This window comes from Leifsonia shinshuensis (genome assembly GCF_013410375.1).
Taxonomy (GTDB): Bacteria; Actinomycetota; Actinomycetes; order Actinomycetales; family Microbacteriaceae; genus Leifsonia; species Leifsonia shinshuensis.
Genome location: NZ_JACCFL010000001.1, coordinates 631,613 through 645,892, shown reverse-complemented (window position 1 = coordinate 645,892; position 14,280 = coordinate 631,613). Strand labels below are relative to the sequence as shown.

Annotated in this window: 12 protein-coding genes; 6 read left to right on the top strand and 6 right to left on the bottom strand. The window is 71.9% G+C overall.

Going from position 1 to position 14,280, the window contains the following annotated elements:
- The first annotated feature begins 47 nt into the window (after positions 1–47).
- Positions 48–527 (top strand): hypothetical protein, encoded by a 480-nt coding sequence (locus HNR13_RS03240; RefSeq protein ID WP_179604419.1) that lies wholly within the window; start codon positions 48–50, stop codon positions 525–527.
- 20 nt (positions 528–547) lie between these two features.
- On the opposite strand, the gene HNR13_RS03235 is transcribed toward HNR13_RS03240, so the two are convergent.
- The 3 genes from HNR13_RS03235 to HNR13_RS03225 form a co-directional block, all read right to left on the bottom strand.
- Positions 548–1,099 carry an isochorismatase family protein gene (locus tag HNR13_RS03235; RefSeq protein WP_179604418.1) on the bottom strand — a complete coding sequence of 184 codons (552 nt, stop codon included), beginning with the start codon at positions 1,097–1,099 and terminating at the stop codon, positions 548–550.
- Between the two features lie 154 nt (positions 1,100–1,253).
- Positions 1,254–3,719 (bottom strand): beta-glucosidase H, encoded by a 2,466-nt coding sequence (locus tag HNR13_RS03230; protein ID WP_179604417.1) that lies wholly within the window; start codon positions 3,717–3,719, stop codon positions 1,254–1,256.
- A gap of 13 nt (positions 3,720–3,732) precedes the next feature.
- Positions 3,733–5,127: an MFS transporter gene (locus HNR13_RS03225; RefSeq protein ID WP_343063433.1), complete on the bottom strand. Its 1,395-nt coding sequence runs from the start codon at positions 5,125–5,127 to the stop codon at positions 3,733–3,735.
- Between the two features lie 143 nt (positions 5,128–5,270).
- On the opposite strand from HNR13_RS03225, the gene HNR13_RS03220 reads away from it, so the two are divergent.
- Positions 5,271–6,293: a LacI family DNA-binding transcriptional regulator gene (locus HNR13_RS03220; RefSeq protein ID WP_179604416.1), complete on the top strand. Its 1,023-nt coding sequence runs from the start codon at positions 5,271–5,273 to the stop codon at positions 6,291–6,293.
- Between the two features lie 195 nt (positions 6,294–6,488).
- A complete protein-coding gene (locus HNR13_RS03215; RefSeq protein ID WP_179604415.1) occupies positions 6,489–7,859 on the top strand; it encodes an alpha/beta hydrolase-fold protein in 1,371 nt (456 codons plus the stop codon).
- Positions 7,860–8,110: 251 nt separating this feature from the next.
- On the opposite strand, the gene HNR13_RS03210 is transcribed toward HNR13_RS03215, so the two are convergent.
- Positions 8,111–9,298, bottom strand: coding sequence for a glycine C-acetyltransferase (locus HNR13_RS03210; protein ID WP_179604414.1), 1,188 nt, complete (start codon positions 9,296–9,298; stop codon positions 8,111–8,113).
- Positions 9,298–10,341: an L-threonine 3-dehydrogenase gene (gene tdh / locus HNR13_RS03205; RefSeq protein ID WP_179604413.1), complete on the bottom strand. Its 1,044-nt coding sequence runs from the start codon at positions 10,339–10,341 to the stop codon at positions 9,298–9,300. Before tdh ends, HNR13_RS03210 begins: the two co-directional genes overlap by 1 nt.
- Before the next feature lie 110 nt (positions 10,342–10,451).
- Between tdh and HNR13_RS03200 the strand changes: the two genes are divergently transcribed.
- Both HNR13_RS03200 and HNR13_RS03195 read left to right on the top strand, forming a co-directional pair.
- Positions 10,452–11,123, top strand: a complete 672-nt coding sequence (locus HNR13_RS03200) for a GAP family protein (RefSeq protein WP_179604412.1) — start codon at positions 10,452–10,454, stop codon at positions 11,121–11,123.
- Between the two features lie 38 nt (positions 11,124–11,161).
- Complete coding sequence (locus tag HNR13_RS03195; RefSeq protein ID WP_179604411.1) at positions 11,162–11,902, top strand: cysteine hydrolase family protein; 741 nt, start codon at positions 11,162–11,164, stop codon at positions 11,900–11,902.
- A gap of 3 nt (positions 11,903–11,905) precedes the next feature.
- Here the strand turns inward: HNR13_RS03195 and HNR13_RS03190 are convergent, their stop codons facing one another.
- A complete protein-coding gene (locus tag HNR13_RS03190; protein ID WP_179604410.1) occupies positions 11,906–12,232 on the bottom strand; it encodes an SdpI family protein in 327 nt (108 codons plus the stop codon).
- A gap of 246 nt (positions 12,233–12,478) precedes the next feature.
- Between HNR13_RS03190 and HNR13_RS03185 the strand changes: the two genes are divergently transcribed.
- Positions 12,479–14,167 (top strand): alkaline phosphatase family protein, encoded by a 1,689-nt coding sequence (locus HNR13_RS03185; protein WP_179604409.1) that lies wholly within the window; start codon positions 12,479–12,481, stop codon positions 14,165–14,167.
- Positions 14,168–14,280: the final 113 nt, after the last annotated feature.

Sequence of the window (14,280 nt, the reverse complement as noted above, 5' to 3'; positions counted from 1 at the left end):
AACCGGGGTGCCGGGGTGCGGCGCGGCCGGTGTGGTAATCCTGACGCATGACCGACGCCGACCCGCACGTGCTCGCGCCCGGGCTCGCACCGACGCCGTTCACTGCCGCGGAGATCCGGCGGGGCTGCCCGGCCGGCCGGGTGTCGGTCGTGCGTCACCCCGAGGGGTTGACCGCCATCCGGTTCGCGGAGGACGACGAGGAGGGCGCCTGGATCGAGGACACCCCGCTCGACGAGAGCGGGAAGCCTGCCGGCCCGGTCGAGCGCGAGCGGTCGACATGGCTCGAGCTCCAGGAGCACGCCGCCTTCCCCGCCGACGCCACCACCATCGACCGCGTGAAGCTGGAGGGCCCGCTCGGGACGCGGTCCTGCCTGCGCTACACGGTGCGGCGCGGCGACGCCATGCTGGTGTTCTGGTTCGCCGTCGACCTCCCCGGCATGCCGATCCGGCTGGAGCGCACCGAGGACGGGATCACACGGGTCGCGCTCGAGGTGGTCGCGGTCTCCGGGCTGGCGCCGGCACCCTGACGTCGGTCGGTCGGTGCCGGTCAGCCGAAGACGACGTCCTCGCTCCCGACGACCTCCGCCGTGCGCCCAGGCGCCCGGTGGTTGCCCCAGTAGAGGTTGGTGTGCGCGATGACGAGGTCCGGTGTCGGCGCACCCCACTCGCTCAGGTCCTCCGTGGTGTGGGCGTCGCCGACCAGCGTCACGTCGTAGCCGCGGGTGAGGCCGCCGTGGATGGTGGACCGGATGCACTCGTCGGTCTGCGACCCGGTCACCACGAGCCGTCCGACGCCCGCCGCGGCGAGCACCTCCTCCAGCCGCGTGTCCTCGAACGCGTCGGCGTAGTGCTTGGGGACCAGCGCCTCGGCGTCGTCCCTGCTCAGCTCCGGCACGTACTCCCAGGCCTCGCTGCCGTACTCGACGTTCTCGTCGGAGTGCTGGATCCACACGACAGGAACGCCCTCGGAGCGCGCCCGCTCGACGAGCCCGGCGATGTTCCGCACCACCTCGTCCCGGCGGTACGCGCCGCCGATCACACCGTTCTGAACGTCGATCACGAGCAGCGCCGAGCCCTCGCGGCCATGGAGTGTGGTCATGTCGTCCCCCTTTGGCCCAGACGCTACTCGCGTCCACCGACGGACGCGACAGGCTGCCCACGAGAACGCCCGGAGAATGGTGCGCCCCCTCGGCCGGAAGGTCACGGCCGAGGGGGCGGGTCTTGCAACGGGCGGCGCGCGCGGCCGCCCGGGGTCACACGGTGAACCGGATGGGCTCCCCGAGGGTGGCGACCGACGTGCCGACCTGGACCGCGTATTCGCCGGGCTCGGTGCGCCAGGCGTGGTCGTCGACCGACCAGTACTGCAGCGAGCGCGCTTCCAGCTCCACGGTCGCGACCGCGGCCTCGCCCGCCTCCGCGCGGATGAGGGCGTAGCCGGCCAGCCAGAGCACGGGGCGCTCGATGTCGGACTCCGAGACGCGCGACAGGTAGACCTGCACGACCTGCTTGCCCGCTCGGTCGCCGACGTTCGTGACCGGGACGCTGACGGTGCGGCCGTCGAGGGTGGACTCGCCGAGCTCCCACTCGGTGTAGCCGAGGCCGTGGCCGAACGGGATGGCCGGGGCCGGGCCGCCGAGGGCCGCGCGGCGCAGCCACTCGCGGTAGCCGACGTTCAGCTTCTCGTCGTAGAACAGCTTCCCGTCGATCGGCTCGACCTGCCAGACCGGCACGTCCTCCTCGTCCGCCGCCCAGGTGGTCGGGATGCGGCCGCCGGGCTCGCGGGCGCCGGAGAGCACGTCGGCGAGCGCCCCGCCGGTCTCCTGGCCGGGGAACCAGGTGAGCAGCACGGCCGGCGCCTCCTCCAGCCAGGGGAGGATGACCGGGCCGCCGGAGTTCACGACCACGACGGTGCGCGGGTTGACCGCGAGGACCCGGCGGACGAGCTCGTCCTGGCCGTCGGGGAGGCGCAGGCCGGTGCGGTCGAAGCCTTCCGACTCCAGCGTCTCGGTCGTCCCGACCACCACCACGGCGACATCGGACGCGGCGGCCAGCTCGACCGCGCGGGCCAGCTCGGCCTCCGGGTCGGCGAAGGGCTCCTCGTAGCCGAAGGTGAACATGACGGCCGCGAGGCCCGCCTGCTGCTGCGGGCGGTGCTCCAGCCGCAGCGAGACGCTCTGGCCGGCCTTCAGGTCGACGGGGAACGACTGCTTCGGCGGGTTGAGGAACGCCATGAACGGGTCGGTGCCCTCCGGGAAGAACAGGCCGTCGCTCTTCAGCTCGCCGTCCACCTCGAAGCGGAACAGCCCGAGGCCCGCGAAGCCGACCGAGTACTCGCCGTCCGCCGGCGCGGTGAACTCGGCGGTGGCCTCCACCACGGCGGTCTCGCCGAGGATCGGGTCGCCCAGCCAGACCAGCTTGCCGGAGGCGCGGTGCTCGTCGAGCAGCACGGCGCCGTCCTCCGCGAGAAAGCGGACGTGCACGCCGGGCTCCCCGGTGACCGGGTCCGTCGCGACGCGCCCGTCGATGGGGAGGACCGACTCGGACGACTTCACGCCGGCCGCGTAACGGACGCGCTCGGCGCCGTAGGCCTCCACGAGCCCGTCGAACGGGGTGACCACGTGGTCCGGGAAGACCGTCGCCGAGCCGCCGCCCTGCGTGCGGGCGATGCGGGCGTGCTCGCCCAGCAGCGCGATCGTCGGAGCGGCTGCGGGGTCGAGCGGCAGCAGACCCTCGTTGCGGACCAGCACCATCCCGTCGGCCGCGGCCTCCCGCAGCAGGGCGTCGATGCGCTCCTGCGGCCAGGGCTCGGCGAGCGGAGTCGCGGCCTCCACACCCTCCAGCGCGCCGAGGCGGCCCGCCAGGCGGAGGATGCGGCGGACCTTCTCGTCGATGGCGGCCTCGTCCACCTGGCCGGCCTGGACGGCCTCCACCAGCGCGTCGCCCCAGACGCCGTCCGGGCCGGGCATCGCGAGATCCTGCGCGGAGCTGCCGGCGGCGACGGTGTCGCGGACGCCCATCCAGTCGGAGACCACGACGCCGTCGAAGCCCCACTCCTCCTTGAGCGGCGAGCGCAGCAGGTCGTTCTCGGTCATCGTCACACCGTTGACCGAGTTGTAGGAGGACATCACCAGCCAGGCGCCGCCCTCCACCACCATGCGCTCGAACGGGGCGAGGTACACCTCGCGCAGGGTCCGCTCGTCCACCTGGACGTCGACCGTCATGCGGTCGGTCTCGCTGTCGTTCGCCACGTAGTGCTTCGGCGTGGCGCCCACACCGCAGGACTGGACGCCCTTCACGAAGGCGGTGCCGACGACGCCGGAGAGCCACGGGTCCTCGCTGTACGCCTCGAAGTGGCGGCCGCCGCGCGGCGAGCGCTGGATGTTGACGGTCGGGCCGAGCGCGACGCCGACGCCCTTGCGGCGCGCCTCGGCCGCGATCAGCCGGCCGAGCCGGTGCACCCGCTCGACGTCCCACGACGCGGCGAGGGAGGTCGGCGACGGCAGGCTGGCGGACGAGTCGCGCTCGTCCCACAGCTGTCCGCGGACGCCGGCCGGGCCGTCGGAGACCACGATGGTCTCCAGCCCGATCTGGGGCTCGTCGTGCAGGGTCCAGAAGGACGCTCCGGTGAGGAGGCGCACCTTCTGCTCCAGGGAGAGGGAGCCGAGCAGGCCGTCGAGGAACTCGTCGGCGACGTCGGTGGCGGTGGTGGTGTCGGTCATGACGGTGGTGCTCCTAGCGGACGGACTTGATCGGGAGGACCGCGAACGCGCCGAGGAGCGCGATCACGATGCCGATCGGGAACAGGGCGGCGTAGCCGCCGAGAGTGAGGATGACGATGCTCGCGATACCGGGGGCGAGCGTCTGCGGCAGCGTGGCGGCGATGTTGAGCACGCCCAGGTCCTTGGCGAAGTCGTCCTTGGACGGCAGCACCTCGCTCATGAGCGCCGTGTCGACGGCCTGGAAGGCGCCGAAGCCGAGGCCGGCGACGAAGGAGAACAGCATCATGCCTACGAGCGACGGCAGGATCAGCGGGAACAGCATCGACAGCGCCATCACCGAGCCGGCGACGATGACGACGACCTTCCGGCGGCCGAGCTTGTCGGACAGCGGACCACCGATGAGGGTGGTGATGATCGTGCCGGCCATGCTGATCAGGCTGAGCAGCGGGACGAAGGCTCCGGCCTTGGCACCGAGACCGACGTAGTCGCGGAGGATGAAGAGCTGGTAGCCGGTGACCATGAAGTAGCCCGCGTAGAGCAGCAGGCGGCCGGTGAAGCCCCAGAAGAAGTCCGGGTGCTTGACGGGGTTGACCCAGAAGGTCCGCAGGAAGGCGCCCAGGCTGAACGGGGGCTTCGGCTCGCCCTTGTTCGAGCGGTCCGGGTTGAACACGACGAAGAGCACGAGCACGATCAGCGCGAAGCCTGCGAAGACGAGGTAGCCGGTCGAGACGTTCGTGAGGAACATCGCACCCGCGATGCTGCCGCCGAGCGCACCGACCATGAGACCGAGGCCGGACAGCGACGAGAAGGTGCCGCGCGCTCCGCTCGGGACCCGGTCGGGAAGGATCGCCGACAGCGGGCCCTGCGCGAAGTTGTAGCAGACCTGGACCATGACCCAGGCGATGCCGAGTTGGACGATGCCGTTCGAGGCGCCCATGAAGATGAGTGAGAGTCCACCGAGGAGACCGCCGGCGACCATCCAGGGAGCGCGACGGCCGAACCGGCTGCGCGTGCGGTCCGAGACCAGACCCGCGATCGGCTGCGCGACCATCGCCGCGAACGCACCGATCGTGGCGATGAGGCCGAACGCTCCCACACTCGCGTCCTTGCCGACGATGTTCGTGATCTGCGTCGGCAGCAGCAGGCCGGGAACCGCTCCCCAGATGCCGAACACTGCGATGTTGGCCAGCGCCATCCAGAGCATCAGCTTCAGCAGCTTGCCGCGCACCTTCACCTTCTGCGGCGACTGGGCCGAGACGGCGGAGGTCGGGGCGGCCGAGAACGCCGAGTCGGCGGTGGTCAGGGTCGAGCCGAGCGCGACGCTGTCGGGGGCGCCGGAGAGGTTCGGGGGGAGCGTGGGCTGGACGGGCCGGGGGCCCTCGGGGAAGTCATCAGACGGCGTTGTCACGGGGGATTGTCCTTTCAGAGCAGGCGACGTTGCGTGCTAACACGCGTAACCATACGCCACCCGTCTTCCCGAATACAAGCCATTGGTCGGTTTTGCTAACGCGCGTAATCGAATCCATGGCGGAGACCTAGACTGAGCACACCATGTTCACGCCGCAGGTCGTCAAAGCACCGACGAGCGCCGACGTCGCGCTCGCGGCGGGCGTCTCGCGCGCGACGGTGTCGTTCGTCCTCAACGACAAGCCCAACTCCCGAGTGTCCGACGACACCCGGCACCGGGTCTTGGAGGCCGCGCGCCTGCTGGGCTACACGCCCAACACCGCCGCCCGCTCGCTCGCCAGCGGCGAGGCCGTCGCGGGACTGCTCGTCGCGTCGTCGGCCGCCGACCACGGCGCCACCGTCGCGCGGGCGCTGGACGCGCTCCTCGCCCGCACGGTCGACGACGGCATCGACGCGCTCCGGCACGCCGACACGGCGACGACCGGCGCGGAGGCCGGACAACTCTGGGCGAAGCTCCGCCCGGAGGCGGTGCTCGCCGAGTCCGCACGCTGCGACGGCGAGGCCACCGAGGTGCTGCGCCTCGCCGGAGTGCGCGCGCTCATCGTGCACGGCACGACCGCCGTCGACTACGCGCCGTCGCTGGTCATCCCGCAGCGCCCGTTCGGCGGTCTCGCCGTCGAGCATCTCGCCGCGCTCGGCCACGAGCACATCGTCTACCTCGCCCCGGCGACGCCGGGCCCGGCTGCCGCGGAACGCCTGGCCGGGGCGCGGGAGACCGCCGAGCTGCTCGGCGTCCGGCTCGACGTGACGCACGCCGCAGCATCCGCCCGTACCCTTCGTGACTGGGCGCACGGCCTCCGCTACGACGCCCATGCCCCCACGGCGATCGCCGCCTCGGACGACGGCCTGGCGATGGCCGCGATCCGGGCCCTCGCCGACGCGGGCCTCCGCGCGCCCGCCGACCTCTCGGTGGTCGGCGCCGACGACCACCCGGGGGCGGCCGACTTCCTCCCCCGGCTCAGCACGATCACGTTCGACGCCGATGCGCTTGCAGGCACGCTCCTCGACGCGTTCGCCCGGATGCGCGCGGGCGAGCGCGTGGAACTGCTGGAGGCCCCGCCCGTGCGACTCGTCGCGCGGGAATCGTCGGCGGCGCCCGCCCGCTGACCGCGACGCGCTCGCAGGCACCCTCCTCGACGCGTTCGCGCGGATGCGCGCCGGCGAGCGCGTGGAACTGCTGGAGGCCCCGCCCGTGCGATTCGTCGCGCGGGAATCGTCGGCCGCGCCGGCCCGCTGACGGCCCCCGGTTACGGGGGGCCGTTCCCCGCTCACGCGCAGGTATCGCCACTTAGGCTGGAAACCGTGGGGACTCTCGCCTGGCTGACGCTCGCCCTCGGGCTGCTCGCCGCCTATCCGGTGGCGCGCTTCGCCGTGCGCGGGTGGCGGTTCCGCGCCGGCCTGACGGTGCGCGCCGTCATCGTCGGCCAGGTCGCCGGGCTGGCGTTCATCCTCGCCTGGTGCCTGATCTCCCCGCGCCCCGACCTGGGCGGCGCCGGCTGGTTCGCCATTGCGCTCGCGTCCCTGGCCCTCCCCCTGGCGCTCGGCGACGCGCTGCAGTCGAGCGGCGGCCTCCGCGCGGTCTCGATCGTGCTCGCCTCCGTGATCGGGGTCGCCGGCGTCGGCGCCGGGGCGCTCACGCTCCCGCAGACCCTCGCGACCGCGACGGTCGCTGGGAAGGCCGTGCCGGTCACCGAGGAGACGCTGACGGACGGCGCCCAGCTCACCATCCACGTCCCGCCGACGGCCTCCGGGTTCGCCGCCCGCGACGCCCACCTCTTCGTGCCGCCCGGGTGGCTGCGCAACCCCTCGACCACCCGCCCGGTCGTCGAGATGATGATGGGCCAGCCCGGCAGCCCGAACCTCGGGGCGACGCTCGACGCCCTCCACGCCCTCGGCGGCGAGCGGCTGGACGACGCCCCCTTCATCCTGGTGGTGGACCAGCTCGGCAACATCAAGGCGAACCCGCCGTGCAGCGACACGAGCGCGGGCAAGCTCGACACCTACCTGTCGAAGGACGTCCCGGACTGGATCCGCGGCAACCTCCCGGTGAGCGGCGACCGCCTGGACTGGGCCATCGCCGGATACTCGCACGGCGGCGAGTGCGCGGCCTACCTCGGCGCGAAGCACCCGAATGTCTGGGCGAACGTCGTCTCCATCTCCGGGCCGGACAAGCCGGGCGAGCACCGCCCGATCTACACCCGGGACACCTACTACGGCGGAAGCCAGTCCGCGTTCGAGGCCACCTGGCCGGCGAACATCCTGGCGTCCACCCGGTACCCCGAGAAGATGACCGGGATCTTCGTGGCCGGCGCGCTGGACCCCCACTTCCGCCCGCAGGTCGAGGCGACGGCGACCGCCGCGGAGAAGGCGGGCTGGAAGGTCACCTACTGGGCCGTTCCCGACTCCACCCACACCCAGGCGCTGCAGCCGGGGCTGAAGACCGCGTACAACCAGCTGATCGGCGGCTGGGTCGCGTCGGGCGCCGTCGTGGCCACCGGCGACCGGTTCCTCTGCAGCTCCGACCAGACGGCCCGCGCGTGCGGGCTCACCCAGGCGTCCGCCGTGGCGGGCACGGTCGCGATCGCGGACCTCAGCGTGCTCGCCGTGTTCCTCGGTGCGCAGCTGCTGCTGTTCTTCCGCCGCGGACGCCGCCTCCGCGCCGACGCGGCCTGACGCCGCGCCGCATTCGCGACTCACGCCGCATCCCACGCTCTTCGCGATTCGTGCCTAATGTCGCGTCTGGCGAAGCCGTAGGCGCGATTCGTGCCGAATGGCGGCACAGGCCGTGGGCGCGATTCGTGCCGAATGCGGCGTCTCGGCACGCGGTGGGCGTCATTCGCGCAAAACGTCGGAACCGGCGCCACGAGCGCTTCATGCCGGATGCCGCGTCACGCAGCGTGCAACGCGACTTCCGGCACGGATCGTCAGGCGGCGACGGCGTCCCGCGCCGCGCTGAAGGCCGCGACGCAGCGGCGGATCTCGTCCTCGGTGTGCGCGGCGGACAGCTGCACGCGGATGCGCGCCTTGCCGCGCGGCACCACCGGGAACGAGAACGCCGTCACGTACACGCCGTGCTTCTGCATCTCGTCCGCGATCCGCGCGGTGAGCGCGGCGTCGCCGAACATCACCGGCACGATCGGGTGCTCGCCGGGCAGCAGATCGAAGCCGGCCTCGGTCATGAGCTCGCGGAACAGCGCGGCGTTGCTCACGAGGCGCGCGCGCAGCTCGTCCGACTGCTCCAGCAGGTCGAGCGCGGCGAGCGTGCCGGCGACGATGGACGGCGCGAGCGTGTTCGAGAACAGGTACGGCCGGGCGCGCTGGCGCAGCAGGTCGACGACCTCCTTGCGGGACGACACGTAGCCTCCCGAGGCACCGCCGAGCGCCTTGCCGAAGGTGCCGGTATAGATGTCGACGCGGTCGGCGACGCCGCAGAGCTCCGGAGTGCCGCGGCCGTGCTCGCCGACGAAGCCGACAGCGTGCGAGTCGTCCACGAACACGAGCGCGCCGAACTCGTCGGCCAGGTCGCAGATCTCCCGCAGCGGGGCGATGTAGCCGTCCATCGAGAACACGCCGTCGGTGACGATCACGGTGTAGCGCGCCCCCGCATCGCGAGCCGCGGTGAGCTGGGCGCGCAGGTCGTCCAGGTCGCGGTTCTTGTAGCGGTAGCGCTGCGCCTTCGACAGCCGGATGCCGTCGATGATCGAGGCGTGGTTGAGCTCGTCGGAGACGATCGCGTCCTCCGCCGAGAACAGCGTCTCGAACACGCCGCCGTTGGCGTCGAAGCACGACGAGAACAGGATGGTCGCTTCGGTGCCGAGGAACGCCGACACGCGGCGCTCCAGTTCCAGGTGCTGCTCCTGCGTGCCGCAGATGAAGCGCACGCTGGCCATCCCGTAGCCCCACTCGTCGAGCGCGGACTTCGCCGCGTCGCGGAGGGCCGGGTGGTCGGCGAGGCCGAGGTAGTTGTTGGCGCAGAAGTTCAGCACCTCCGCGCCGTCCGCGGTGATCAGCGCCGCCTGCGGACCGTGGATGCTGCGCTCGCGCTTGGTGAGCCCGGCCTCCTCGATCTCCGTCAGCTGCGCCGCCAGGTGGTCGCGAAACGTCCCGTACATCAGACCTCCGTCCAGTCGAGGATGACCTTGCCGCCGCCGGCCGAGGCAGCCGCGGCGAACCCCTTCTCCCAGTCGCGGGCGGGGAAGCGGTCGGAGACGATCGAGGCGATGGAGTCGTGCAGCGGCTTCGACGTCTGCAGCATCGCGCCCATCGCGTTCCAGGTCTCGAACATCTCGCGGCCGTAGATGCCCTTCAGCGTGAGCATGTGCGTCACGACGATGCCCCAGTCGATGGCGATCTGCTGCGACGGGAGGCCGAGCATGGCGATCCGGCCGCCGTGGTTCATGTTCTCGATCATCGAGGGCAGCGCGGTGGGGGCGCCGCTCATCTCGAAGCCGACGTCGAAGCCCTCGCGCATCCCGAGCGCCCGCTGGGCCTCCCGGATGTCGTGCTTCGAGACGTCCACGGTGAAGTCCGCGCCCATCCCCTTCGCCAGCTCCAGCCGCTGCGCGCTGACGTCGGTGCCGACGATGAAGCGGGCGCCGACGTGGCGGGCGACGGCGATGGCCATCAGCCCGATCGGGCCGCAGCCGGTGACGAGGACGTCCTCGCCGACGACGGGGAACGCGAGCGCGGTGTGGACCGCGTTGCCGAGCGGGTCGAACAGGGCGCCGACCTCCGGCTCGATGCCGGTGTGGTGCACCCACACGTTCGTGGCGGGGAGGACGAGGTACTCGGCGAACGCGCCGTCGCGCTGCACGCCCACGCCCTGCGTGCGGATGCACATCTGGCGGCGGCCGGCGCGGCAGTTGCGGCAGGTTCCGCAGACGATGTGACCCTCGCCGGAGACCTTGTCGCCGACCTCCACGTCGTGGACGAACGGCCCGACCTCGACGACCTCGCCGTAGAACTCGTGGCCGGGCACCAGCGGCGCGGCGACGGCGGAGGCCGCCCAGTCGTCCCAGCGCAGGATGTGCAGGTCGGTGCCGCAGATGCCGGTGCGGAGCACCCGGATCTTGACGTCCTCCGGCCCGATCTCGGGCTCCGGGACGTCCACCAGGGCCAGCCCGGGCCCGGCTTCGCTCTTGTACAGGGCCTTCATGTTCGCCATCCTCGTGGGGTCGTGCGTGTGCGTCTTCGCGTCGGCTCCCTGCCTTGTGAGCGGGAGGCCGCGCACCAGCCTACCCGCCCGCCCGCGCTACATTTCATCCCATGTGGTCCCCGTTCGGGCACGTCCTCGCCGAGTTCTTCCCGCTCGCGGTCGGGGTGGCGATCAGCTCGACGCCGCTCATCGCGGTGCTCGTGATCGCGCTCGGCCGGAGCGGCGCCGTGCGCGGGGCCGCGCTGGTCCTCGGGCGCTTCCTCGGCATCGTCGTCGTGGTCGGCGCCTTCGCGGCCGCGTCGGAGCTGTTCGTCGACCTGCGCGGCTCGGACGTCGCCCTCCACGTCGTCACCGCGGTCGTCGGGGTGGGGATGATGACCATCGGCGTCATCACCTGGGTCAAGCGTCCGCGTGGCGCCATCGCGGGCACACCGCCGAAGTGGCTGACCTCCCTGACCCGCGTCTCCGCCCCGAACGCCTTCGGCCTGGGCTTCGCGCTCGCGACGGCGAACGTGAAGGAGCTCGCCCTCGGCGCCGGAGCCGGCGTCGTGATCGGCGGCTCGCTCACGGAGCCGCCGCCCACCATCGCGGCCGTCGCCTTATTCGCCGCCATCGGGATCGTCACCGTGAGCGTCCCCGTGGTCGCCGTCGCGGTCAGCGGCGAGCGCATCCGGCCACGCCTCGACCGGATCCGCGCCGCGCTGGAGCGCTCCAGCCGGACCATCACCTGCGTGGTGCTGGTGCTGTTCGGGTCGGTGCTGGTGGGGAACTCGTTCCTGTGAGCGCGACGGGCGCGGTCCGCCGGCGTTAGAGTGCGACCATGAAGCGCGCACTCATCGTGATCGACGTGCAGAACGAGTACGTCACCGGCAACCTGAAGATCTGCCACCCCGACCTGATGACGTCCATCCCGAACATCGAAGTGGCGATGGACGCCGCCGCCGACCACGGCGTGAAGCTGGTGCTCGTGCAGCACATCGAGGACGAGGGCTCCCCGGTGTTCGCGCGCGGTTCGGAGGGGGCGGCGCTGCACTCGTCGGTCGCCGACCGCACGCCGGACCTCCTGATCACCAAGCAGGGCGTCTCCTCGTTCGCGGGCACGCAGCTGGAGCAGTGGCTGCGCTCCGAGGGCGTGGACACGGTCACGATCGCCGGCTACATGACCCAGCACTGCTGCGCCGGCACGGCCCGCGACGCGGCGGCCCTCGGCTTCACGGTGGAGTTCCTGTCCGACGCGACGGGCACGCTCGACCTGGTCAACCCGGCCGGCTCCATCTCGGCGGACGCCCTCCACATCAGCGTCCTGGTCACGATGGACTCCGAGTTCGCCGCGGTGGCGACCACCGAGGAGTGGACACTGGCGGTGGAGGCCGGCGACACCCTCCCGGCGTCCAACCTCTGGGACAGCACGGGCCACGCGCGGGTGCCGGGCAAGCACGAGGAGCTGCACAAGCTCATGCGCGAGGTGCGCGCGGGCATCGACAGCGACATCGCGTCGGAAGAGGCGCGCGAGTTCCGGAACACGCTGTACGTGGGGCAGGGGGCGTCGGCGGCGTTGTAGGGGTCAGCGGTGCGGCGGGCGTCCCGCCGAGCGGTTCGCCCGCACCGTTCCGATGAACACGCCCGCGAAGAGCACTGCGACGGCGATGGAGGTCAACCCGGCCGACCCGTCGTCCCACACCACTGAGGCAGCAGCGAGCACGACCACGACGATCGCGGTCAGCAAGGTGGGCGCCACGGCGGCACGATGCCCGCGGACCCAGGCGGAGTCGCTGCGCCGGACGGCGGTCGTCCGGATGCCGAGGATGCCGTTCCTCGGGAGGCGCCTTCGCGCGGCGAGGTGGACGGCGAGCGCGGCGCCGACCGCGACGAGGGCGATGAGGACGTCCACGTGAGCACCTTTCCACATGGAACATATCAGTTTCAGGCGGGGTGCCCTGAACACCCCCTCATGTACACCCCCGCAGCCAACCGCCGCGTTACCTGAAAGCCCCCTCCACGCCGCCCCCCGCCCGGTGAACTCCGCGTGAAGCCTGGGCGAGCAGTCCGGCGCGCGCATGGTGGCGCGCCCGCGCGCGGGCCAGGATCGACGAGGTTGAACGCCCCCGTTCGGGGGCGACCTCTCGAAAGGATGCTGATGGCCCCCATCAGACGGACCGCCCGCCCGCGGTTCCTCGCCGCGAGCGCCGCCATCGCCGGCGGCGCGCTGCTCGTCGGCGTCACCGCCGCGCCCTCCCTCGCCGACGAAGGCCACGGTGGCGACCATGACGGCCGCACCGCGGTCAAGCACGTCCTCCTGCTCTCCGTGGACGGCCTCCACCAGAAGGACCTCGACTGGTACGTCCGCACCCACCCGGCCTCCGCCCTGGCCGCGCTGGCCGCGCACGGCACCGACTACACCCACGCCTCCACTCCGGTCCCCTCCGACTCGTTCCCCGGGATGGTCGCTCAGGTCACCGGCGGCAACCCCGGCACCACCGGCGTGTACTACGACGACACCTTCAACCACGCACTGCTCCCGGCCGGGACCACGAACTGCGTCGGCGTGAAGCCGGGCGCCGAGGTGGCCTACACGGAGGCCGCGGACAAGAACCAGAACAGCATCGACGCCGGCCAGGGACTCTCCGGGCTCCCCGGCAGCATCCTGTCGATGACCGGGACCCCGGCCACGCTGCTCGACCCGGCCCAGCTGCCGGTCGACCCGGCCACCTGCAAGCCGGTCTACCCGCACCAGTACATCAAGGTGAACACGGTGTTCGAGGTCGCCAAGCATGCCGGCCTCCACACCGCGTGGAGCGACAAGCACCCGGCCTACGAGATCCTCAACGGCCCGTCCGGCACGGGCGTCGACGACCTCTTCACGCCGGAGATCAACAGCAAGGCCGCCGCGCCGTTCACCGGCGACTGGACCCAGGACAACCTGGCCACCCAGCAGTACGACGGCTACAAGGTGAAGGCCGTGCTCAACGAGATCGACGGCAAGGACCACTCCGGCGCCAGCGCCGCACCGGTGCCCGCCATCTTCGGCATGAACTTCCAGACGGTCTCGACCGCCCAGAAGCTGCCGACCTCCGACGGGCTGACCGGCGGCTACCTCGCCGACGGCTCCACCCCCGGCCCGCTGCTGAGCAAGGCGCTCGACTACGTCGACGCGTCGTTGGGCGCTTTCACCTCCGAGCTGAAGAAGACCGGCCACGCGGGTGACACGACGATCATCGTGTCGGCCAAGCACGGCCAGTCCCCGACCGACCCGGCCGCCCTCAAGCGCGTCGACGACGGCCCGATCATCGCCGGCCTGAACACCGCGTGGAAGGCCGCCCACTCGGGCGCGACCGACCTTGTCGCCTTCTCGACGGACGACGACATCATGCAGCTCTGGCTGAACGACCACACCCAGGCGGCCGCCGACTTCGCCAAGCAGTACCTCGCGACGCACAGCGCCGCGGGCAACACCATCTCGAAGGCGCCCACCACGGTGCAGGCCTCCGGCCTGACCACGATCTACGCCGGCGCCGGCGTCGCGAAGTACTTCGGCACCGCGTCGACCGACCCGCGCATCCCGGACGTCCTGGGCATCGCGCAGACGGGCGTCGTCTACACCGGCGGCACCGCGAAGATCGCGGAGCACGGCGGCGCGAGCGCCGACGACCGCAACGTCCCGATCCTCGTGTCGACCCCCGGCGCGAAGCACGCGCAGCGGATCGGCGCCCCGGTCGAGACGACGCAGATCGCGCCGACGATCCTGGACCAGCTCGGGCTCGACCCGCGCGCGCTCCAGGCGGTGAAGATCGAGGGCACGGAGGCCCTCCCGGCTTCGCGGCGCTAGCAATAGCGGCACTCCACGCCGGAGCCCACAGGGGCCCGTCGTCCTCGCCCTTCGTCCGGAGAGGTGAGGCGGCGGGCCCCTTTTCGTGCCGAGGGTTAAACACACAACGCTTA

What these genes read in the sequence shown, in the direction of transcription:
- HNR13_RS03235 (WP_179604418.1), bottom strand. Translation starts at nt 1,099, where the DNA reads ATGACCACACTCCATGGCCGCGAGGGCTCGGCGCTGCTCGTGATCGAC.
- HNR13_RS03230 (WP_179604417.1), bottom strand. Translation starts at nt 3,719, where the DNA reads ATGACCGACACCACCACCGCCACCGACGTCGCCGACGAGTTCCTCGAC.
- HNR13_RS03195 (WP_179604411.1), top strand. Translation starts at nt 11,162, where the DNA reads ATGAAGCGCGCACTCATCGTGATCGACGTGCAGAACGAGTACGTCACC.
- HNR13_RS03185 (WP_179604409.1), top strand. Translation starts at nt 12,479, where the DNA reads ATGGCCCCCATCAGACGGACCGCCCGCCCGCGGTTCCTCGCCGCGAGC.
- HNR13_RS03210 (WP_179604414.1), bottom strand. Translation starts at nt 9,298, where the DNA reads ATGTACGGGACGTTTCGCGACCACCTGGCGGCGCAGCTGACGGAGATC.
- HNR13_RS03200 (WP_179604412.1), top strand. Translation starts at nt 10,452, where the DNA reads ATGTGGTCCCCGTTCGGGCACGTCCTCGCCGAGTTCTTCCCGCTCGCG.
- HNR13_RS03220 (WP_179604416.1), top strand. Translation starts at nt 5,271, where the DNA reads ATGTTCACGCCGCAGGTCGTCAAAGCACCGACGAGCGCCGACGTCGCG.
- tdh (WP_179604413.1), bottom strand. Translation starts at nt 10,341, where the DNA reads ATGAAGGCCCTGTACAAGAGCGAAGCCGGGCCCGGGCTGGCCCTGGTG.
- HNR13_RS03240 (WP_179604419.1), top strand. Translation starts at nt 48, where the DNA reads ATGACCGACGCCGACCCGCACGTGCTCGCGCCCGGGCTCGCACCGACG.